Annotated in this window: 16 protein-coding genes and 1 pseudogene; 10 read left to right on the forward strand and 7 right to left on the reverse strand. The window is 37.7% G+C overall.

All coding sequences use genetic code 11. The features are described 5' to 3' along the window. Position 1: 1 nt before the first annotated feature. Genes citF through citC form a run of 4 tightly spaced genes read right to left on the reverse strand, consistent with a single transcriptional unit; the run spans position 2 to position 3804 of the window. Complete coding sequence (gene citF, locus G6Q48_RS13555) at positions 2–1528, reverse strand: citrate lyase subunit alpha (protein ID WP_102139289.1); 1527 nt, start codon at positions 1526–1528, stop codon at positions 2–4. Positions 1529–1538: 10 nt separating this feature from the next. Further along, positions 1539–2435, reverse strand: a complete 897-nt coding sequence (citE, locus tag G6Q48_RS13560; protein WP_102139288.1) for a citrate (pro-3S)-lyase subunit beta — start codon at positions 2433–2435, stop codon at positions 1539–1541. Next, complete coding sequence (citD, locus tag G6Q48_RS13565) at positions 2435–2731, reverse strand: citrate lyase acyl carrier protein (protein WP_102139287.1); 297 nt, start codon at positions 2729–2731, stop codon at positions 2435–2437. The genes citE and citD overlap by 1 nt, the downstream gene beginning before the upstream one ends. Continuing rightward, entirely contained in the window at positions 2728–3804 is a 1077-nt protein-coding gene (gene citC / locus G6Q48_RS13570; RefSeq protein WP_166266967.1) for a [citrate (pro-3S)-lyase] ligase, read from the reverse strand. The genes citD and citC overlap by 4 nt, the downstream gene beginning before the upstream one ends. A gap of 368 nt (positions 3805–4172) precedes the next feature. Here citC and dpiB point away from each other — a divergent pair. Together dpiB and dpiA are read left to right on the forward strand one after the other, a co-directional pair. After that, positions 4173–5801: pseudogene (gene dpiB / locus G6Q48_RS13575) on the forward strand (sensor histidine kinase DpiB). Position 5802: 1 nt separating this feature from the next. Further along, entirely contained in the window at positions 5803–6483 is a 681-nt protein-coding gene (gene dpiA / locus G6Q48_RS13580; protein WP_102139284.1) for a two-component response regulator DpiA, read from the forward strand. Positions 6484–6596: 113 nt separating this feature from the next. Here the strand turns inward: dpiA and G6Q48_RS13585 are convergent, their stop codons facing one another. Continuing rightward, entirely contained in the window at positions 6597–7625 is a 1029-nt protein-coding gene (locus G6Q48_RS13585) for a tetratricopeptide repeat protein (protein ID WP_166266969.1), read from the reverse strand. Positions 7626–8572: 947 nt separating this feature from the next. Here G6Q48_RS13585 and dtpA point away from each other — a divergent pair. After that, the gene (dtpA, locus tag G6Q48_RS13590) at positions 8573–10039 is read left to right on the forward strand and encodes a dipeptide/tripeptide permease DtpA (RefSeq protein WP_166266971.1); all 1467 of its coding nucleotides are present in this window, start codon (positions 8573–8575) and stop codon (positions 10037–10039) included. A 75-nt stretch (positions 10040–10114) separates the two neighbouring features. On the opposite strand, the gene glpX is transcribed toward dtpA, so the two are convergent. Further along, the gene (gene glpX, locus G6Q48_RS13595) at positions 10115–11092 is read right to left on the reverse strand and encodes a class II fructose-bisphosphatase (protein WP_195698777.1); all 978 of its coding nucleotides are present in this window, start codon (positions 11090–11092) and stop codon (positions 10115–10117) included. A 161-nt stretch (positions 11093–11253) separates the two neighbouring features. Next, positions 11254–12177: an AEC family transporter gene (locus G6Q48_RS13600; RefSeq protein ID WP_102139280.1), complete on the reverse strand. Its 924-nt coding sequence runs from the start codon at positions 12175–12177 to the stop codon at positions 11254–11256. Between the two features lie 595 nt (positions 12178–12772). On the opposite strand from G6Q48_RS13600, the gene G6Q48_RS13605 reads away from it, so the two are divergent. From G6Q48_RS13605 to pepT, 7 genes are all read left to right on the forward strand, one after another. Next, positions 12773–15601 (forward strand): DUF2339 domain-containing protein, encoded by a 2829-nt coding sequence (locus tag G6Q48_RS13605; RefSeq protein WP_166266975.1) that lies wholly within the window; start codon positions 12773–12775, stop codon positions 15599–15601. Continuing rightward, a complete protein-coding gene (locus G6Q48_RS13610; RefSeq protein WP_166266977.1) occupies positions 15598–17082 on the forward strand; it encodes a DUF3999 family protein in 1485 nt (494 codons plus the stop codon). Before G6Q48_RS13605 ends, G6Q48_RS13610 begins: the two co-directional genes overlap by 4 nt. Positions 17083–17246: 164 nt before the next feature. Next, the gene (locus G6Q48_RS13615; protein ID WP_166266979.1) at positions 17247–17519 is read left to right on the forward strand and encodes a hypothetical protein; all 273 of its coding nucleotides are present in this window, start codon (positions 17247–17249) and stop codon (positions 17517–17519) included. Between the two features lie 73 nt (positions 17520–17592). Beyond that, the gene (locus tag G6Q48_RS13620) at positions 17593–18006 is read left to right on the forward strand and encodes a GFA family protein (protein WP_166266981.1); all 414 of its coding nucleotides are present in this window, start codon (positions 17593–17595) and stop codon (positions 18004–18006) included. Between the two features lie 183 nt (positions 18007–18189). Then, on the forward strand, positions 18190–18597 hold the full coding sequence (gene psiE / locus G6Q48_RS13625; RefSeq protein WP_172412229.1) for a phosphate-starvation-inducible protein PsiE: 408 nt from the start codon (positions 18190–18192) through the stop codon (positions 18595–18597). Positions 18598–18892: 295 nt separating this feature from the next. Beyond that, the gene (locus G6Q48_RS13630) at positions 18893–20446 is read left to right on the forward strand and encodes an AbgT family transporter (RefSeq protein ID WP_102139275.1); all 1554 of its coding nucleotides are present in this window, start codon (positions 18893–18895) and stop codon (positions 20444–20446) included. A 67-nt stretch (positions 20447–20513) separates the two neighbouring features. Continuing rightward, complete coding sequence (pepT, locus tag G6Q48_RS13635; RefSeq protein WP_102139274.1) at positions 20514–21746, forward strand: peptidase T; 1233 nt, start codon at positions 20514–20516, stop codon at positions 21744–21746. Positions 21747–21807 lie beyond the last annotated feature (61 nt).

Here is a 21807-nt window from a genome sequence, read left to right on the forward strand (position 1 = left end):
TTTACTCCTTCACTTGATGAACAACATCAATGACTGAGCCATCACGATAACGCACAACAGCAACGACTTTATCTGTAAATTCAATTGGGTTAGGCGTTCCAGTGAGTAATTGTGCACGCTCTCTTAACCAGCTCATTGAAACGGTTTTGATGCCTTGATTTTCAAGTTGCTGTTTTAATTCAGGGCGAGCAGGGTTAACGGTGATCCCATGGTCAGTGACCAAAATATCCACACTTGATCCCGGCGTTACGCAAGTGAGCACTTCGTCCACTAAAGTTGGAATGCGTCCACGCACTAGAGGGGCAACAATAATAGACAGTTTAGAGGCAACGGCAGTATCGCTATGGCCACCAGATGCACCACGAATAACACCATCAGAACCCGTTAATACATTGACATTAAAGCGTGTATCGATTTCTAACGCACTCAACACAACGACATCAAGCATATCAACAGATGCACCTTTTGAATCAAAACAAGCGTATTGATTTGCACTGATTTCAATGTGATTTGGGTTGCGAGCGAGCGACTCAGCCGCTGCTTTATCGAAGCTTTGAACGTCTAATAATTTGCGAATTAAGCCTTTTTCATGCAAGTCGACAATGGTTGATGTGATGCCACCTAAGGCAAATCCTGCAGTAATATTATGGCGTCTCATTTTATCTTCAAGGAAACGAGTAACGGCAAGAGAAGCACCACCCGTACCGGTTTGTAGTGAAAAACCCTCTTTGAAGTAGCCCGACTTTTCGATAACATCAGCAGCAGTACGAGCAATCAGAAGCTCACGAGGGTTTGACGTCATACGAGTCGCATCTGCCCCGATTTTATCCGCATCACCCACACGTTTAACTTTGACGATATAATCGACTTCATCCTGTTTAATACTGGATGGGTTGTGGGGGTAATCGAGTATTTCTTCCGTTAACATCACCACTTTTTTTGCAGTTTCTGCATCAATTTTGGCGTAACCTAAAGAACCACAGCAAGCCGTTCCGGTATATCCGTTTGCATTACCGTATTCATCACATGATGGTACGCCAATAAATGCCACATCAATAACGAGTTCACCGCTATGAATCAAATTAGCTCTTCCACCATGTGAATGAATTTGTACAGGTTCTTCTAATTCGCCGCGTGAAATGGCTTCAGCGAGTGGGCCTCGGATACCAGAGGTATAAATCTTACGAATAACGCCATGACGAATATGTTCAACAAGTGGTGAATGGCAAGCACTTAATGAACTGGATGCAAGTGTTAAGTTGCGAAAGCCCATCTCTGCAATAACTTGCATTACCATGTTGACGGTAAGATCTCCACCACGGAAGGCGTGATGGAAAGAAATTGTCATACCGTCTTTAAGGCCAGAACGACGAATAGCGACTTGCAAATCATCACACAATTTGCGATTTCTCGGTTTTTGCACCTGCTGCTGTACTTTACCGATATCTTTAAATTCACGTAGAACATCGTCAATATTTGGTTGTAAGTAGGCTGATACGCGAGCCTGGCGCTGAGTATTATTTGTCATTTTTATTGCCTCACTCTTCCCTAATTCCTGATAATGCTGCTCGTGATAACACGAGGCGAGCTCTGTCAATAACTGGGCCATCGACCATTTTTCCGTTCAGTGAAACTACGCCTTTACCTTCAAGGGCTGCAGCATCAGCGGCTTCAACAACACGCTGTGCATGGTCGACTTCTTTTTGAGTTGGTGCATATAAATTATGAAGTAACTCAATTTGTCTTGGGTTAATTAATGATTTGCCATCAAAGCCGAGTTGTTTAATGTGAGCGGCTTCGCGTAGGAAACCTTCTTCATTATTCGCATCAGAATAAACGGTATCAAATGCTTGAATACCTGCTGAGCGAGCGGCTTGTAAAATGGCGCACCGAGCATAGAGGAGTTCTACGCCGTCTGGAGACCGCTCGGTGCGCAAATTGCGGACATAGTCCTCGGCACCTAATGCGATGCCTATAAGTCTTGGTGATGAATGAGCAATATTCACTGCTTGAGTGATGCCCATTGGTGATTCGATAGCCGCTAACAAACCGGTACTACCTTCTTCACGGCCACAACTTTTTTCTATACGTAAGATTTCACTTTCAATATCAATCACATCTTGCGCAGTATCTGTTTTAGGAAGACGGACGACTTTCGCACCACCGCGAACAACCGCTTCAAGGTCAGCAACACCAAAAGCGGAATCTAATGCATTGACCCGTACAATGGTTTCAATATCTTGATAAAGTGGATGTTGCAATGCATGGTAAACTAAGCGACGAGCGGTATCTTTTTCGCGTAAAGTGACTGAGTCCTCAAGGTCGAACATCAAAGCGTCGGCTTTATAAATAAAGGAATTGCTCAACATCGCTGCATTGGAACCGGGAACAAATAGCATACTTCTGCGTGTACGTGATTTTTGTTCTGGAGTCATTATTTATCCTCCCAAGGCAGGTAGTCGATATCACAGGCGCGAGCCAGTAAAGCTTCTAAACGGGCTTTAAGTACACATTCCAGAGCACCTTTATCATCTACAATGATTTGTGCCCCTTGGATATCATGTTGTTGGATAACGTCTTGTACGATTTTTGCGATAGCATCTCCAAACTGTTTTTCAACGCTACTGGTAATTTGTATTGAGACCTCTTGAGTGTCTTCTAGCGGTTCTATGCGAACCATGACATCACTTGATTCAAGTGTGCCAGCTACTGCTGCGTGCTTTATCTTCATATTTCACCTATGGCTAATTCAGAACTTTCGGTGTGGCTTTGAGCTGATGCGATTTGGTTGGCAACCATCTCTTGCAAATATTGATAGGTTGCCTCAGGCACAATCGGCTTAATTGCCGCAAGATCTTTTTTAGCGAGCAATCGTCTCACTTGTGAGGCAGAAACTGCCGTTCCATTGATGATTGTTCGCGGAAATTCAACGAGTTCTATAGGTGGAAAATTCATAGCATCGGTTTTTAACCAAAAGCGCATGTCTTGGTTATATTGGTTGGTGACTTGGCAAAAAGGTTCCGAGCCTACGAATCGATGGGTTATCCCCAGAGCAGGGGCGATATATTGGCGAAATATCTTAATGTCTATTTCGGTATAACAGTTATTAGCAACCGTTTTGTCTTTAATAAAGTAGCAAGGAAAAGTCGCCCGAGAAATAATATATTCGGAGCCTTTATGAATCGTGAGGTTTTCTATTCCTTTGGTTCCTGCTTCGATTAAATTTAATCTTACTTTATAAGGAAAACGCGATGTGTCTTCTTTGACAACAAATAGGTGTAGCCAATCACAGGATTTCGCAGCTTGCTCTATTAAATAGCGGTGGCCTAGTGTGAAGGGATTGGCATTCATGACGATTGCACCAATCTTTTTTCCTTCTTTACGTTGTGCTTTTAAACTTTCGATATAACGCTTTAGATAACAACAACTGTTTTCCATCAACACCATAATATCAGGAACAGTGGCAATGGTATGAAAACCACATTGTTGAAATAGGTTTTCATTTTGAAATTTGGTATAAATAAATAAATGAGTTGTATTATTTTCGTAAGCAAGATTAACCAGTTCTGTTGCTAATTTTAATGCAAGGCCTTCACCTCGAGCTTCATCACTAATAGCAACGCACTTAATAACATTTTTGGCTAATCCTCCACACGCAATTAATTTTTCATTGCGAGAAATCGTAATGAAAACGTCAATGCTTGAATCAAGCTCTAAATCGTTTTCCTTTAAAAACTGAGTTATTTCAGCAAGTTTCCTGTTCTCATGACGTTTTACTTGGTTAAACGTTATGTTTTCGAACATAATAGTATCCTGCATCTCATTTAGAGATGTTTTTAAAATGTTGCTAATGTTAAAGTTAATTAAATAAATTCTCTTTTGCTTTTCTTATAATAATAAATAGATTTTCTTATTTAATTACCCTCTTTGATATTTATATTAAAGGTACTGTATTTAATATATTTGACCTATTTCATGTTTCTCAAATGAGATTGTATTTGTTTAATGGTTTTAAAGTTTTTAATTACTTGATAAGTTTTTTATTGCTTGGTTTTAATGTGTTTAATTATTAATATGTGTATTATACCTTTGGCTTGAATCTGATTTATCGGTTATCCTATCATTATTGAGTTAACAAAATTTTTACTTTTCAGCCAGTAACGAGATATAACATGAAAAAAGAATATGCGCTCTCTTCATTGAAAAAAGTAAATTCAGTTTCATTTTCAGTACGAGTATTTTTTCTGTTATTGATAGTTTCTGTTTTTTTAACTCTCGGGTTGGGTAAATATTTTACGGATACAGCTGAAAATCGATTGATTGCGAACATTCAATCATTGGCGATGAGCCAAGCAAAGCTGATTGCTTCTATTGATGGTGTTGTGCAATCAGTAAAGAATAGAGATATTCCGAGGCTGAAGGTTATTGCTGACAAACTAAACCAAGATTCTAACTAAGATTATGTGGTTATTGGTGATGAAAAATCAATTCGCTTATATCATCCAAATAGCCAAAAAATTGGTTTTCAAATGCAGTGGAACAAGCCAGGAGCCTTAGAGAAAGGGGAAAGCTATTTCATTAATGGTGAAGGCTCGATGGGAAATGCGGTTAGAGCAAAGACGCCTATTTTTGATGAACAAGGCAAAGTGATTGGCGTTGTGTCCATTGGTTACCTATCCAACAAAATAGACACATCACGTAGTGAATTGTTCGTACAAACAGGTGCTACCTTTTTAGGGATACTGATTATATTGCTCTTCTTATCGTGGGCATTTTCACGTTTAATTCAAAAACAAATGCTGGGTATGGAGCCTGAAGAAATAACGCAATTAGTCTTAGTGCAAAAAGGGATATTTGATGCTGTTTTTGAAGGCATTATCGCAGTAAATATTCAAGGGAAAATAATTAATATTAACTCTAATGCTCGGAAAATGTTATCTCTAAGCAAGCCATTGGGCCAGTTAACGGGCACTTTTGTGTCGGAGCATATTTCGCCAGTTGATTTTTTTATTACTGATATTGAAACGACCAAGCATGATGTAATTTGTGAGTTTAATGGCCTAAATGTGATTGCAAGCCGTGTGGCAATTCGTGATGAAGAACATCTTGTGGGGGCGGTTATTAGCTTTCGTAGCCAAAATGATATTGAATCGTTAAACTCTCAGTTGACCCAAGTTCGTCAATATATAGAGAGTTTACGGACTTTACGGCACGAACACCTTAATTGGATGTCAACACTTAGCGGGTTATTGCAAATGAAAGAGTATGACCAAGCGTTGGCACTGATTAAAGGAGAATCAGAATCTCAGCAACAATTAATTGATACACTCCGTGGGCAGTTTTTTGATAAGCAAGTCGCTGGTTTATTATTTGGTAAGCACCATCGAGCCAAAGAGTTAGGGTTACAATTAAAATTTACTGCAGGTAGCCAGTTACATGAATTACCTAATTCATTAAATAGTACTGAATTTTGTGCCATATTGGGGAATCTACTTGATAATGCATTTGAAGCAAGTTTGCAAAATAATCAGGGTAATAAACAAGTGGAATTATACCTTTCTGATGAAGGAAGGGAGATTGTCATTGAAGTCGCGGATCAGGGGTGTGGTTTCCCGCCAGAAATTCAAAGTAAATGGTTCGAGCGCGGTGTGACAACCAAAACTGATGTGGCAGATAACCATGGTATCGGGCTCTATCTTGTTGCGTCTTATGTTAAACGCTGTAATGGTGCGGTTCTTATTGAAGAAAACCAACCGCATGGTACAGTATTTTCAATATTTATTCCGAAAGTGAAGATATAAAATGATTAAGATAAAAATCCTCATTGTGGAAGATGAGTTGCTGCTTGCCGAAATGCACAGTGAATATATAAAAGCCTATCCTGCATGTGACAAAGTTTGGCTTGCTGGTAACCTTGCAGAAGCAAGAAAAATGGTTGAATACATGAAACCAGACCTGATCTTGTTAGATAACTATTTACCTGATGGAAAAGGCATTGATCTGGTTCACGAATTAATACAAGAAAGAAATAATGCAGACATTGTATTTACTACGGCTGCAAGTGATATGGATACAGTCTCTGAAGCGATTCGTTTAGGCGTTTTTGATTATTTGGTGAAGCCAATTGCCTACGAGCGCTTAGGTCAAACGTTGGATAGATATATTCAACGTAAATCTGTTTTACAAGACAGCAGTAAAACGAATCAAAGTAAAATTGATGATATGTTTAATACCTATGCACGTGGGGAATCTAAGGAAGAACTTCCAACAGGTATTGATATTATTACACTCGAAAAAATACTCGCTTTATTCACAGAGCCTGATGTGCAGTTTACGGCAGAAAGTATTGCTGAAACAATCAAGCTCAGTCGTACCACTGCAAGACGTTATTTGGAGTATTGTTTAGCGAAGGATAAAATCGAAGCTGAAATTGAGTATGGTAAAGTTGGCCGGCCGCAGCGGATTTACCGTAGCAAATTGTGAGTGTTTGTATTCATAGTATATGTCGATAGACGCCCTGCATTGGTTATTACCAATGCAGATTTTCTTTACCTTGTTTATATTGGTGGTACAACAGTAAGCTTGAGAAATAGAATTTATTGCTGTTGATGCTCTAAAATTAACACTTTCTTTTTAGCTCTTTCATGGCCTTTAGCCGCTGCAAGCTGATACCAGCGTAGGGCTTTTTTATCATCAGTTTCAACACCCATGCCATATTGATAACAAGCTCCTGCTGCATATTGCGCATCGGCACTATTTTGCTGGGCAGCTTTTATAAACCAATGACATGCTTTCGCTTGGTCAGCTTTGATACCATCACCGCGTGCATAGATAAGTGCAACATTAAATTGAGCTGACATTTCACCTTGTTCAGCCGCTTGGGTTAGCCATTTTATGGCGGATTGGATATCTTTTTTAGTGCCTTGTCCAGTTAAGTACAACATACCTAAGCTATTTTGGGCGGGTGAAAATCCTAATTCTGCGGCGCGGGTAAAATATTGAAAGGCGAGGGGGTAGTTTGTTTTATCATACATACCTACTGCAGCTTGATAACCCAATAAATAGAGTGCTTGAGGGTGGTTTTTCTCAGCGAGAGCAAGGTATATTTTTTGTGCCTTTTGTGGGTCTTTTGTGATGGCCTTCCCTTCTTCATACCAATAGGCTAGGGTGAGCATCGCAGGTTGAAAATGTTGCTCAGCCGCTTTTTTTAGCCACTGTTCGGCTTCTTCTGGGTTTTTCTCTAATAAATTATCAAGGCCGTATAAGGTGTATTCGGCCATATTCATCTGGCCAATAGGGTCACCATTTTCGGCTGCAGTTTGCATCCAATGGAGCATTTTTTTTTCATCGAGTGCAACACCGGTTCCTTGCTGGTACATTAAGCCAAGGTTAATTTGAGCTTTTGTAAACCCTTGATTGGCAGAGAGAAGGTACCAGTGTAAAGCCTGGTCAAACTGTTGATGAGACTGATAAAACATTCCTAAATTAAATTGAGCTTCAGCTTGCCCTTGTTCTGCAAGTGCGATTAGCGCTTCTTCATTGATGAGTGGAGTGGTCTCTTCTGCGAAAGCCTGGGGAGAAAATACGTTAATAAAGATAAAAAATAATAAAAATATTTTTTTCACATGACATCCTTTCGACTAAGCGCTCAATGGCTAAGTTATCTTGTTAGGTAAGTTCCTGCAACGATTGATAGATATTTTATATTAATTCTACTAAATCAAATGGTTAATTGTTGCTATTAGCACATTGGGCAAAAAACACATAAAAAACTTTAAAAAAAGATGAACTTTTTTCCGTTATAACCACTCTTAGTAGTATCTATATACTGTTTGCTTGCGTAAACATTCATATATTTACCCTCATCATTCATTTCTTTACATGAAGTAATGTAATAATGCATCTACGTAGTGATAGTTTGAATTTAGCAAAAGATCCTTGAGTAGAATGCATTATGCCCAGTTTACTACTGGGCTTTTTTTTATCCAAAATTCCAGTTTGCATGTACTTTTCACCGCACTCCTTTAAAGTTTTTCCTACCAGTAAAATAAAAAGCGTCTGGTTGATATGGATGATTTTTGTTTCACATAATACTTACAGCAATAAATCATAAGGTTATAAATCGCGACATTATAGTTTCAATGCAGAATAATGTTCTTAACATTTAATGAACAAATGACTAATTAGTAATCGATAATAATTTGGTAATTTTGTAAAAAATTGAAGTTAATCACGATTAAATTCAATTGATGTAGTAATTAATACTAGCTAATTCTTTAATTTTGGTGCATAAATACCGTATATGGCTCAATTGATTATTGGGTTCTTGGCGGGTTATCTACCAGTTAATGTTGAATAAATAATCAAATGTGCTTTAACTCATTGAATTTATGTTTGAGATCCATAAACAAGCCTACACACAGTTTTGTTTATTTTGAGGTCAGGGAATGATACTCCTCCTACCAAAAGTGAATCTTTTCAACTTTGAATTCTTGAGATCATAACAATGCGAGAGCGTATAGAGCGTTCCGTGGTTTTTTTGCATATGTACAGGTTGTACTAGAGGTAACTTGTGTCCACAACAAATAACAAAGAGGAAGTTAGTCTTAACGCGTTTAAGCAACCTCGCTCATTCTATCTTATTTTTTCTATCGAACTCTGGGAACGTTTTGGTTACTACGGTCTTCAAGGGATCCTTCCAATATACCTAAGCCAAGTGCTGGGTATGTCAGAAAAAGAATCAATTACACTTTTCTCAGCGTTCGCAGCGTTAGTTTATGGCTTTGTTGCGGTAGGTGGCTGGTTAGGGGATAAAGTCCTTGGCACAAAACGTGTGATTGTTCTTGGAACAATCACTCTGATTGCAGGGTATGCATTTGTTGCTTTCTCAGGGCATGATGTGTCGATGGTCTATGTTGGCTTGGCGACTATTGCGGTTGGTAATGGTTTATTTAAAGCGAATCCATCATCACTCTTATCAACCTGCTATGAAAAAGATGACCCACGGTTAGATGGCGCATTTACCATGTACTATATGTCCGTGAATATTGGTTCATTTTTCTCAATGATTGCAACGCCATGGTTAGCGAAACATTATGGTTGGGATGTTGCGTTCTCTCTTAGTGTTGTGGGCTTGATTATCACATTGATTAACTTCTATATGTGTAAAAAATGGGTTTCTCAACATGGCTCAAAGCCTGACTTTGCGCCTGTCGTTATTTCAAGGTTAGTTGCTACAGTTGCAGGTGTTATTGCATTAATTGCGATTTCTACATGGTTATTGCATAACCTTGGTATCGCACGTGCAGCATTAGCGATTATTTCTTTGGTTATTTTAGTTATCTTTATCAAAGAAACATTAGCACTGAAAGGTACGGCTCGCCGTCGCATGATTGTTGCATTGATTTTAATGCTTGAAGCGATAGTATTCTTCGTTCTTTATAGCCAAATGCCTACCTCATTAAACTTCTTTGCATTACATAACGTAGAACATGAAGTTCTTGGTTTTTCTATTGAACCTGCGCAATATCAAGCTCTGAACCCATTATGGATTATGATTGGAAGCCCAATTTTAGCCGCGATTTATAATAAAATGGGGGATAACTTACCAATGCCACATAAGTTTGCGATTGGTATGTTGCTATGTTCAGCTGCATTCTTAGTTTTACCACTAGGCGCTAAATTTGCAAATGAAGCCGGTATTGTTTCCGTTGAATGGCTGATTATTTGTTACGGCTTCCAAAGCATTGGTGAGCTGATGATCTCTGGCCTTGGGCTTGCGATGGTGGCTCAGTTAGTTCCGCAACGCTTAATGGGCTTCATTATGGGTGCATGGTTCCTAACCAACTCAGCAGCTGCATTTATTGCGGGATATGTTGCCTCAATGGCGGCGGCACCAGAAGGTGAACTTACCAGCAAAGTCGAATCTTTGGCTGTGTATAGTGACGTATTCTTGAAGATTGGTTTAGTGACTGGTGTGATTGCAATTTTGATGGTTTTAACCGCTCCGATGTTAAATCGTATGACTCTTGAGCGTTAATTTTCATCTTAAGTTGCAGTAATCAAAAGGGCTAAGAAGCCCTTTTGATATATGTGACATACGGTAATAGACGTATTAATTAAAATAGCGATTATTAATCAGTTTTAGCGAGCGGTCACGGCCATTAACCAAAATGGTATTCGAAATACGGCTGTACGCATCTATTGATACGCCATCCATCAAGATTGTTGGTGTGATGGCTGTGGCGGCAAAGATAACATCAGAAGTGCTGACCATCTGGTCTAAAGATAAAACCTCACCAATTTCTAACCCCATTTGTTGGCAACGCAAAACTTCTTGTGCCGCGAGTTGTTTGTTTTCTTCGCTATCTCCTTTAGCTTTATCTCGAGAAACTAGCCTTGCTTGCATGTCACCACCTAAAGCACGTGCGATGGCTGCACTGATAATACCTTCAGGAGCACCGCCAGTTCCATACATCATATCAATTGGGTGCTCAGGAAGGATAGTCAGTAATGAGGCGAGTACATCACCATCAGGAATGGTAATCACATTTGCACCAAAATTACGGATAGTCTTAATAATATGTTGATGGCGAGGTTTATCAAGCACTGCGATTGAAAGACTTGAGATTGGTTTATTCAATGCAGAGGAAAGGAACTCTAAATTTTTCTCTAGGGGATTGGCAAGGTGAACGGCCCCTCTAGCTGCGGCCCCAACAACCAGTTTTTCCATGTACATATCAGGTGCTTGAAGTAGTGTTCCTGTTGGTGCCGCCGCCAGTACGGCAATGGCATTTTTTTCATTGCAAGCGACCATGCGAGTTCCATCGATAGGATCTACCGCAATATCTAATCCAACAGAACCAGATTGTTTGCCAACTTGTTCACCAATATATAGCATGGGAGCATCGTCGATTTCACCTTCACCAATGACAATTTTTCCATGAAAATCAATTTCATTTAGGCGATTTCTCATCGCTTCTACCGCGGCTTTATCTGCAGCATTTTTATCTTGTTTACCCACCCAATCGAAGGCAGCAACTGCAGCGACCTCGGTAACGGAAGCGATAGCAGAAGCTAACTCATCACTAATTTTCATTTTTTGTTTGTATCCCAGATGTATAAAAGAAAAGTATTTATCACTATGATACGTTTTTTGTGATCTATCTGGCAAATAATGGGTGATTAAATCGACAGAGAATTTGGCGGCAGAATGTAATGGTAGCCTAAACATCGGCTACCATTAATTGAAAATTAAAGCATCTCGACGATAGTGATACCGCCAATAATCGAAATTAAGGCAGCTAATGTACTTAATAACACGGTTCCTGCTGAGGTTTCAGTATAGGCTTGGTTGCTAATGGCCAATGCGGGCACTGCGGTCGCGGTGGGTAATACACCAATAATAAATGCCGCTTTCAGTAAATCATCTTGTAAACCTAAAGCGAGTCCAGTTCCTAAAATTAGGGCTGCTTGAACAAAGTTTTTAATAAAAACGTTAAATACAATTTCCTTACTAATTGTCAGTTTGATCCCAGAAAGGAGTAATCCAAGGAAGAATAGGGCGACTCCGCCTGCTGTTTTCCCTAATTCATTGACTGAATTTTGTAATATCTCCGGTAATTTAACGCCCAAAATAGCCAGTATTGCCCCTAGAATAGGAAGAAAAACTAAGGGTTGGGCAATGGCTTTACCAACAGATTTTAAGATACTGTTTCCTTGTTGTGACCCGCTGATCATTAAGAGAGTAAATGGAATAATAATAACGGTATAAATAAGGTTACCTAATACCATTGCTATTAAGCCTGATGAGCCGACAGTTGCAAGTAATACAGGTGGCCCACAGTAGGCCATATCAGGAAAAGATACCGACAAGGCTTGCATAGCTGCATCTTTTTTATTATGGCGAAAAATAAATTTACCAAAAATAAAACCAATCACGTATGTTGCAATTAATCCTACGGCCAATGCTAATAAATAGTCAATATTGAGTAATACCGAGGGTGGTGCTTGTGCAGCAGCAAGAAATAGTGCAAACGGTAATGCTATTTTAACAACAAAGTCAGCAAAAGCTTGGGAATACTCTCGTTTGATGAACCCATATTTACCCGATAGCCAACCAACGGCTAATCCAAGAACAATGGGCCCTAAAGCAGCAAGTATAATGTGAGTTAGCATTAAAAAATTCTCCCGATATTATGCGGTAGGCCTTATTTCATAAAAATTCAGTTAAATGACAGTTAACACTTTCCCTTGCGATTAATCTCAGTCTAATTAAAAAATTTATACATTTCATCAATGTGTAATAAAGAAAATAATTAATATTATCTTTAAGTGGCTATAGTCATTTAAGGATAATAAATATTAGAGTAAATATTTTAAAATAAATATATTATATAAATAACATAATAAAAATAATTGTACTAATAAAATTTTTATTATTAATTAGTTAAGTATCTGAAAATGAATATCGAAAAATAGACACTCAATCAATTATCTATTTTCCATGAATTAAACTATCATTAAATGATGATTAAGGGTTTTCTTAGTTACTAAAATAACGAATGAGAGTATTAATAAGTCATAAAAAACGGGTGAGGGTATTGCTTCTTTTTTGTTCAGAGTATAGCTAAAAGTAGAGTGTAATGAATTATTTTGTAACAGTTTATTACATTTGGTTGGCAAGGGGATCAATGCTATCTACACTAGCAGTAATCGTGGTCTTTATTTTCCAGATTCTAAATTGTGAATTTTATTATGAGGAAACCTATTTGTGGATACTTGGATACTAGTAGGACTCGTATTAGTTTTTCTGCTAGTGCTAGCTCCGATACTTGCTATCATTGCCATCAATCGAACTGGTCGGTTGCAGTATCAAATTTCGCTATTAAATCAGAAGGTTTCCTCATTAGAAGCTCTCCTTTCTAACTCTAAACCCTCACAAAGTGTATCTGTTGATGGTGTAACGGCTCCCCAACCAAGCTTCGATGAAAAACAAGATGTCTTCTCAATGAGCCATGCTACTTATCAGCAGGCTGAAAAAGAACATGGTTTATCTGATCATGCTTTATCTAGTCATGCGAGCTCGGTTCCCATTACGGAACAAACTGTCTATGAAGATCCTCTCGAACGCTCTCCAATTAATGAAAACATTAACCCAAATAGGTTTGATAACTCGGCAGCACCGCAAATAGACCCAAATCGGTTTAATCATAATGAACGTAAAACAGATCAAAATAATCAAAATGCGGTTAGTCATGATAAATCAATATTCAGCCATTTCTTTAGCTGGTTAATAAAAGGAAATCCTGTTGCGAAAATAGGTATTCTGTTGTTATTCCTAGGTGTGGCGTATTTACTGAATTATAGCGTGCAAAATGACATTATTTCACCACAAATGCGTTTAATTTTCAGTGCAGTAGGGTGCTTAGGCTTACTTGGCGTTGGCTGGTGGTTACGGAATAAAAAGGCATTATTTGGGTTGATTTTACAAGGGGGAGCAATAGGCTGCTTGTATATCACTATTTTTGCTGCCTTTAAATTATATACGATGGTGCCATATGGAATGGCATTTGCATTTATGTTGCTTATCTGTGCTGCAAGTATTGCTTTGGCATTATTGCAGCGAACGATTAGCTTAGCGGTTTTGGCATCAATAGGCGGGTATTTAGCACCTGTATTACTATCGACTGGTGGTGGAAGCCATGTTGTTTTATTTTCTTATTACCTGATGCTATCTATCGGTATTTTAGTTATTAGTGTGTGGCAGGCTTGGCGCCCTTTAAATTTAGTCGGTATGGTGATGACTTATGGCGTTGCCGTTTTATGGGGGGTAGATAATTACCAGCCAGACTATTATTTATCCTGCCAACTCTTTATTATTGCTAATTTAGTCGTATTTAATGCTTTAACTCAACTATTTTCACTACGTTTTGAACATAGCAAGCAACTTATTGTTGATAATACGCTTCTGTTTGTTCCTCCCTTTGTCAGTATTGCTCTTCAATTCTTTATTTCACAAGGGGAAGGTTTGCTGCCGGCTTTTATTTCTCTGATGATAGGCTTGTTATATCTGGTTACTGGTTTGCAAGTGCATAAACGCTATAAATCTGCTGGCAAGAATATGGCATTAGTAAATATTATTATTGGTGCTGGATTTATCACGTTAGCTATTCCACTAGCGTTAACATTTGAGTGGACCTCCATTATTTGGTCATTAGAAGGTCTGTTAATCCTTTGGTTTGGTTTACAGCAAAACCAGAAAAAAATGGCGGCGATTGGCTCTTTATTGATAGTTATTAGCGCAATTACTTTATTAAGTGATTATCCTTATCTATATTGGAGTCGCAGTAGTACTTATATGGTTCCAGTGCTATTAGTCGCATGTTTTATGGCGGGTGGGCTTTTCCATACTCGTCGTAAAGAAGATAGTAACTTTACTTTATTTAGTTATGGTTTCTTAATTATAGGGTTGGTAACGTGGTTTTGTTGGTTACCTTTATTTACCGATATTTTATCGTGGAGCCGTGAATCTGAAGGCTTTATTATTTTAGTCTTGGTTGTTATTTCTGTTTGGTTTTGGCGTTTATATGCTATCCATATTAATTGGGTGCCGTTGTTACTGTGCCAATCTATCTTGTGGATTGCGGGCTATTATTATCTTAGTTTAGATTTCGTTAACGACCAAAACCCAATGGGACGTGGCGAAGGTTCTCTTATATGGCCAGTTGTTTTGGGCAGCTCTGTTTTATTTGTTATTCATGCATATAAGCTTCGTGACCCCTGGATGCAAAGATGTCTCCATAGCGCTAATTTATGGTTAATTCTTGCGTTTATTGGTACTCAAGTAAATTGGTTCGTTTCTATTTTACCTTGGGGAATGCACGAAGTCGGGTATTTTATGTATATCATGGCCATAACACTAACCATTATTGTTCTGTATTGGCTACAACAAAGTAGAATGCCACCGATGAAACGAAATGGACTGATTTATTGGTATTCGATGCTTCCTGTCGCTGTCGGGCTAATTATATTGTCTAGCTATGCTAATTTAGAAGATGGCAAACTGACGTTTTGGAGTTATATACCATTAATCAATCCATTAGATGAAGCTGGGTTATTTAGTATCGCGGCGCTAGTTTTGATACGTAGAGGGTTCACGCAGAAAATACGTAAAGTGACAGCGGTTAATTTTTGGGTTCTGCGTAGTTTATTAGTGGCCACTATTGCACTTTCTGCTTATTGGTTTAACGGTATTTTAATTCGTGCAACAGCAGATTTCGCAGCACTGAGCTGGAATTATGAAACCCTCTATGATTCGCGCTTAGTACAAACTGTACTTTCTATCAGTTGGGCATTGGCTGCATTAGCCTGCATTATTGTTGCCGCTCTCAAGAAAAACCGTATTTGCTGGTTTATAGGGGCAGGTATTTTTGCATGTGTTATTGCCAAGTTATTCTTAGTTGATATTTATGGGCAAGGTGGTATTTCTCGTGCAATTTCCTTTATTGGTGTTGCATTGTTAATTTTAATTGTTGGGTATTTTTCGCCATTACCACCAAAAGAAGCAAAAGGGAAAGTCGAACAGGAGATGCAACCATGAGTTTAATAAAAAACACAAGACTAGGAAAGTTTATTGCTGTCCTCTCTTTATCATTATTTTCTAGTTACATGAATGCAGAGACAGTAGAAGAGACGACACCTTATAGTTTTTATCAAGGCTCAGAAATAAATGTGCTTGATACATCGACCCCTTTTTATTGGTTAGAGCTTCCCGCAAATGCGTATATTAATTCAGCGTACCCTAAAACGTTGCAAGATGTTCGAGTTTTTAATGGCACTGGTAATGAAATGCCTTCCGTATTATTTTCTGATACTGAAAAATCCGTCTCTAATGAAAAAGTGGTTTTTACACCACAACGTTTAGTGACCCAAGTTGACAGCGTTAATTCCGATGATGATGTGCGTAGAGAAAGGCAACATCTACTAGTCGAATCTATCCCAGGTAAAGTGAATAGAATTGAGTTGCCTAGTATGCAAGTGAAAGATAATGTTGCTTATCAGGCTTATTTATTAACGAGAAATCAAAACCAAACTAAAGATGCCCCCGTTAAGAGCCTGACATTAGACTGGGCTAAAAGTGAGAAAGAGTGGCAGGCAAAGGTATCTATTTTTGCTAGCGATGATAAAGAAAATTGGTTAAATGTAGCATCGAACCAGCCAATTATGAATTTAAAATTAAATTCTGAAACTATTGTAAGTAATAATATTGAATTATTGAATGGTAATTCAAAAGCATTAAATGCGCCTTATCTTATGGCTGTAATTGTAAGTGCTCCAGATATTGTTATACCCGATTTATTAAAAGTAGATGCAACTTCTAGCGTATTCAATTCAACTCACCGTCAAGAACTATTTCATTTTGAGATGACGAACGATGGAGTTTCAAAAGATCATATAATCTATCAGTTACCTAGAGCACTGCCGTTAAGTGAATTACAAATACAGTTGCAACAACCAAACCGCGTGATCCCCTTAAAAATCGAGTATTCATCTGATCGCGGTGAAAGCTGGAAATTACTCACTAATATTGTCGCCTATAATCAAACAATAGATGGTGATTTAGTCAGTAATCCAAGCACTGCACTTTATGGCGAAATGGTAGGGAAAGTAAAAATTTCTGCGCTCAAAGGCAGTTGGGAGGATCAACCGCCAAGATTAACGGGAAAACGAGATGCTTATAACCTTATTTTTAATTTACAAGGTCCCTCGCCGTATTTGCTTGTTTGGGGAAATAAACAAGCAAGCTTTGATAAATTAACCACAAGTCAGCTTGTAGGAAAACCAGATAGTATTGATGAATTAATGACGAATTACCCCCAGTTATTTCTTGATAACACAATCATTGAGTTGGGAGGGGTAGATAGATTAACTTCAGTAGAAGAGGCTGATGATAATTTTAACTGGTTGACAATTACTTTATGGATACTGTTATTTATTGGTATCTTAGTATTGATCTATTTTTGCTGGTATTTATTAAGAGAAGTTAATTCTTCAGATAAAGCTAATCATGAAGAGTTATAACTAGATATATTTATTAGCCAAATAGGGAATAGTACCCTATTTGGTTCCAATTTACGTCTTTGACAATTCTGACATCTCTTTACTCAAGCATGAGCACACTTACCTTTAGTCTGTTTTTTCTGACAAGGATTTGCGCTAAAACAATCATAACGAAATAGGAGATAATGATGGAAAGAACATTACTGGCTCGTATATTTATTGTGATTGTTATTTTGACCGGTTCTTCAATAGTAGCTCAAGCTGCAAATAATACCGTATTAACAGAATTTATAGCACATAATCAAGTGACGTATGAGTATGTGTTACAAAATACAAACCAAAGTGAAGCAGACATAGAGTTTGAACGAGAAACAAAAGAGCTTGATAGTTCTCAACTGCGTAATATTATTAATGATAAACGTTTTACTGGTCGGCAATTTAGAATAGATACAAAGTAAGTAATAACTAAATTTTTACTGTGGTTATATTCATATTGAGTAATAAATCAGCTATCTAAATAAAGGAAATTCTATGCATCAAGGCCAATGTTTATGTGGTTCTGTAAAAATCACAACAGCAAAAGATATTAGCCATGTCAGTGTATGCCATTGCGGAATGTGTCAAAAATGGAATGGTGGCCCAGGTTTTAGTGTTGATTGTGGTAACGATTTAATAGTAGAGGGGCAAGAAGCTGTGACGATCTTTGCATCATCCGAATGGGGAGAGCGTGCATTCTGTAAGAATTGTGGTTCACACCTTTTTTACCATTTACTTTCACCTTCAACATACTATGTATCAGCAACCTTATTTAAAGAGAGTAAAGATGCGCAAATGAGTATGCAGATTTACATAGATAGTAAGCCCCAATATTATAATTTTGTAGAAAAAACGCCCATGTTGACAGAGAAAGACATTATGGAAATGATGTCACCGTCATCGGATTAAAATTTCTAATTATTACGTTAATAGTAAGCCATAAGGGGTTTAACGGTAGCTGTTCAGACTGTATTTTTTGATACTATTCGTTAAATTAATTTCTTGTTTGTCATGCGAGTGATTTAAATTTGTTTTACAATTAAGAAAATAACTAGGTTTAAACGTTGTTCAGAGGGATAACAAATGAATAGTATGAAAGGAATGCGTCATGCGAGTAATATTGCGTGGGTACTACAATGGATACTAAATATTGGCTTGATCTCACTCGCTGCTGTACTTGTATTCTTTTTAGCTAAAGAAACGGTAACAATGGCCTCATTAATGTTTGGTAGCTCAAAAGGGGCAACGGCCTATGAATTATTAGAAGGCATTGTCATTTATTTTCTGTATTTTGAGTTTATTGCCTTGATTATAAAGTATTTTATGTCAGGGTATCACTTCCCATTAAGGTACTTTATATATATAGGTATAACGGCAATAATTCGTTTAATTATTGTTGACCATAGTGACCCAATGACAACGCTTTTGCATGCAGGAGCAATTTTAGTACTTGTTGTTGCACTTTATATTGCAAACACTGAAAAATTAAAGCGTGAATAGCATACATTAATATAATTTACTGGCATGCAAAAAAAGGTGTAATTATTATTCCTTTTTTTGTATGTGTGACATCGAAGGCAAATACTTAAGCTATATATTCTGCATCTAAATCTATAAATTAATAAAATTTAAGATATGTGATATTTGGTAATTAAAATTAATATAAAAATTTCTAATATTTTATTTTGAAACTGGTTTATCCTGTTAAAACTAATCACAAAAGTATTTTACTTTTATATATAGGTTATTTACTGTTATAAAGTTTCTATTCTAATAACATAAGTAGCTTGTAAATATGACAACAAAAACACTCCCCAAGAAGAAAGGGTTTTTAAACCGTGTTGAGCGCATTGGTAATGTTATGCCTGATGTGACTATGCTGTTTGTTTATGCCCTGATTATATGTTGGTTTTTATCTTATCTGCTTTCTTTCGTAGATTTTAGTTATTACCATCCTATTTCAAAAGATAAAATCGCTATAGTTAATATGTTTCAGTATGAGGAAATAATATTATTTATTACTGCGGCAGTTAAAAATTTTATTAACTTCCCTCCTCTTGGTATAACGATAGTGGCAACGTTAGGTATTGGTATTGCGGAAAGTAGTGGTTTTATTAATACTGCATTGAAAAAAATGCTGTCGTTTATTTCACCTAGAATGCTAACGCCTACAGTAGTATTTGTCGGGATCGTTTCTCATATTGCTTCGGATTCTGCCTATGTCATTTTAATGCCAGTTGCAGCGATGATGTTTTATGCGAGTGGTCGTCACCCGTTAGCTGGGATTGCTGCTGCATTTGCAGGTTTAGCAGGTGGATTTACTGCAAGCTATACACCATCAATTATTGACCCAATAATGCAAAGTTTTACGCAAGATGCTGCGCAAATGCTAGCGCCAGGTTATAGCGTGAATGTTCTATGTAACTATTTCTTTAGTTTGGGCGGAACATTTGGTGTTATTTTTACTTGCTGGTTTATCACTGAAAAAATTGTTGAGCCATGGCTGAATAAAAACTGCCCGATCAGTTTAAATGAAGTTGACACTGATTCTGAAAAAGATTTAGGTAAAATTACTGTTGCTGAAAATCGTGCTTTTCGAATTGCAGGTTTAGTGCTAATTGCTTTAGGTATCGGGTTATTTGCATTGTTATGGCCAGAAAATTCACCATTACGTGGGCCTGACGGTAGCTTAACTAGCCCGAAAGCACCTATTATGCAAATTGTTGTGCCTTTACTGTTTATTTTCTTTGCTTTGCCAGGCATTGTTTATGGCTACATGACGAGATCTTTTACATCAACAAAAGATGTTGTTAAAGCAATGGAGAATATTACTAAATCACTTATCCCATTTATTGTTTTCGCTTTTTTTGCTGCCCAATTTTTATATTCATTTCAACATTCTAATTTAGGCACATTATTGGCGCTTTCAGGGGCTGAGTTATTACGTACACTCGATATGCCATCTGGAATGACTGTTTTTGGAGTAATTCTATTAACCGCTATTTTAAATATTATGATTACTTCAGCGACGTCTAAATGGGCAATTATGGCGCCAGTATTGGTACCTATGCTAATGGCTGTGGGAATTTCACCTGAATTAACACAAGCAGCATTTCGTGTCAGTGACTCTGCGATGAACGTGAGCACACCGATGTTTCCGTTTTATCCGTTAATTCTGATGTATTGTCAAAAATATTATAAAAATGCAGGAATAGGAACATTGTGCTCAATGATGATCCCATTCACTGTTGGGTTATTAATTATTTTGACTTCAACATTATATTTGTTCTGGGCTTTTGATATCCCAATTGGTTTCGATAGCGGTTACACGTGGCATCCTGCACAATAGGTAGAGCCAATACCCTGTCTATTAAATAAATAGATAGGGTAAGTATAGTTAATGCAAGGAATATAAAATGAACGAGTTAGGTAAACAATTAGAGCAGCGTTTTTACCGCTACCTCGCTATTGAAAGCCAAAGTGACGCAGCAAGCACGATTGTTCCAAGTACAGAGGGGCAACGTGAACTAGCAAAATTATTAGCGCAAGAGCTTGAAAGTTATGGTCTCAAAGATGTTTATATTGATGACCATGCCATCTTATATGCAATGCGCCCAGGAAATAAACCTTCAGCACCAAAAATAGGTTTTGTAACTCATTTAGATACGGTCGATGTTGGTTTATCTCCCATCATTAAGCCTCAAACCTTGAAGTATGAGGGTCATGACTTATGTTTAAATGAAAAAGAAAATATTTGGTTTAAGGTAGCAGAGCATCCAGAAGCAGCTCCTTATGTTGGTGAAGATATTATTTTTAGTGATGGAACCAGCGTTCTGGGTGCCGATAATAAAGCCGCTGTAACGGTTGTTATGGAATTAATGAATAAGCTGCAGCATGCTGATTTTGATTGTGGCGATATCTACGTTGCATTTGTACCGGATGAAGAAATTGGCCTGCGTGGCTCTAAAATTATGGATTTATCCCGCTTTAACGTTGATTTTGCTTATACCATTGATTGTTGCGCACTTGGTGAGGTTGTGTATGAAACGTTTAATGCCGCTTCTATCGAGGTTTCAATTAAAGGTATTACCGCACATCCCATGTCAGCTAAGAATGTATTGTTGAATCCTATTCGTGTTGCACATGATTTTATTGGTTGTTTTGACCGCTTTGATACCCCAGAACACACAGAGCATCGCGAAGGCTATTTTTATGTCACAGATTTAATCGCAAACCCAGATAACGCTAAAATTAAAATGGCGATCCGTGATTTTGACCGCCATAGCTTTGCGGCACGGAAACGTTTTATAGAACAAGCGATTGATTTAATAAAAGCTCGTCATCCGCGTGCAAAAATTGAGTGTAATATTGTTGATGTGTATAGCAATATTAGTGACTCATTGGGAGATGACCGTACAGCGATCGATTTAATTTTTGAAGCACTGAAAATCCAAGAGGTTGAGCCTAAGGTAATTCCGATGCGTGGTGGTACTGATGGTTCTGCTTTATCGGCAAGAGGCATTTTAACTCCCAATTATTTTACGGGAGCACTTAATTTCCACTCATGTTTTGAGTTTCTACCTGTCCGTTCTTTTGAGAAAAGCTATTTAGTATCAGAAACCATCTGTCGTTTAGTTGGAAAAAAATAGCGTATCATTTTATTTTTAATATTAAGACCACTCAATAAGGTGGTCTTTAATTATTAATCAC

This window comes from Providencia sp. M-27 (genome assembly GCF_011077905.1).
In the GTDB taxonomy this organism is placed as follows: domain Bacteria; phylum Pseudomonadota; class Gammaproteobacteria; order Enterobacterales; family Enterobacteriaceae; genus Providencia; species Providencia huaxiensis.

What these genes read in the sequence shown, in the direction of transcription:
- citF (WP_102139289.1), bottom strand. Translation starts at nt 1,528, where the DNA reads ATGACAAATAATACTCAGCGCCAGGCTCGCGTATCAGCCTACTTACAA.
- citE (WP_102139288.1), bottom strand. Translation starts at nt 2,435, where the DNA reads ATGACTCCAGAACAAAAATCACGTACACGCAGAAGTATGCTATTTGTT.
- citD (WP_102139287.1), bottom strand. Translation starts at nt 2,731, where the DNA reads ATGAAGATAAAGCACGCAGCAGTAGCTGGCACACTTGAATCAAGTGAT.
- citC (WP_166266967.1), bottom strand. Translation starts at nt 3,804, where the DNA reads ATGTTCGAAAACATAACGTTTAACCAAGTAAAACGTCATGAGAACAGG.
- dpiA (WP_102139284.1), top strand. Translation starts at nt 5,803, where the DNA reads ATGATTAAGATAAAAATCCTCATTGTGGAAGATGAGTTGCTGCTTGCC.
- G6Q48_RS13600 (WP_102139280.1), bottom strand. Translation starts at nt 12,177, where the DNA reads ATGCTAACTCACATTATACTTGCTGCTTTAGGGCCCATTGTTCTTGGA.
- G6Q48_RS13610 (WP_166266977.1), top strand. Translation starts at nt 15,598, where the DNA reads ATGAGTTTAATAAAAAACACAAGACTAGGAAAGTTTATTGCTGTCCTC.
- G6Q48_RS13615 (WP_166266979.1), top strand. Translation starts at nt 17,247, where the DNA reads ATGATGGAAAGAACATTACTGGCTCGTATATTTATTGTGATTGTTATT.
- G6Q48_RS13620 (WP_166266981.1), top strand. Translation starts at nt 17,593, where the DNA reads ATGCATCAAGGCCAATGTTTATGTGGTTCTGTAAAAATCACAACAGCA.
- psiE (WP_172412229.1), top strand. Translation starts at nt 18,190, where the DNA reads ATGAAAGGAATGCGTCATGCGAGTAATATTGCGTGGGTACTACAATGG.
- G6Q48_RS13630 (WP_102139275.1), top strand. Translation starts at nt 18,893, where the DNA reads ATGACAACAAAAACACTCCCCAAGAAGAAAGGGTTTTTAAACCGTGTT.
- pepT (WP_102139274.1), top strand. Translation starts at nt 20,514, where the DNA reads ATGAACGAGTTAGGTAAACAATTAGAGCAGCGTTTTTACCGCTACCTC.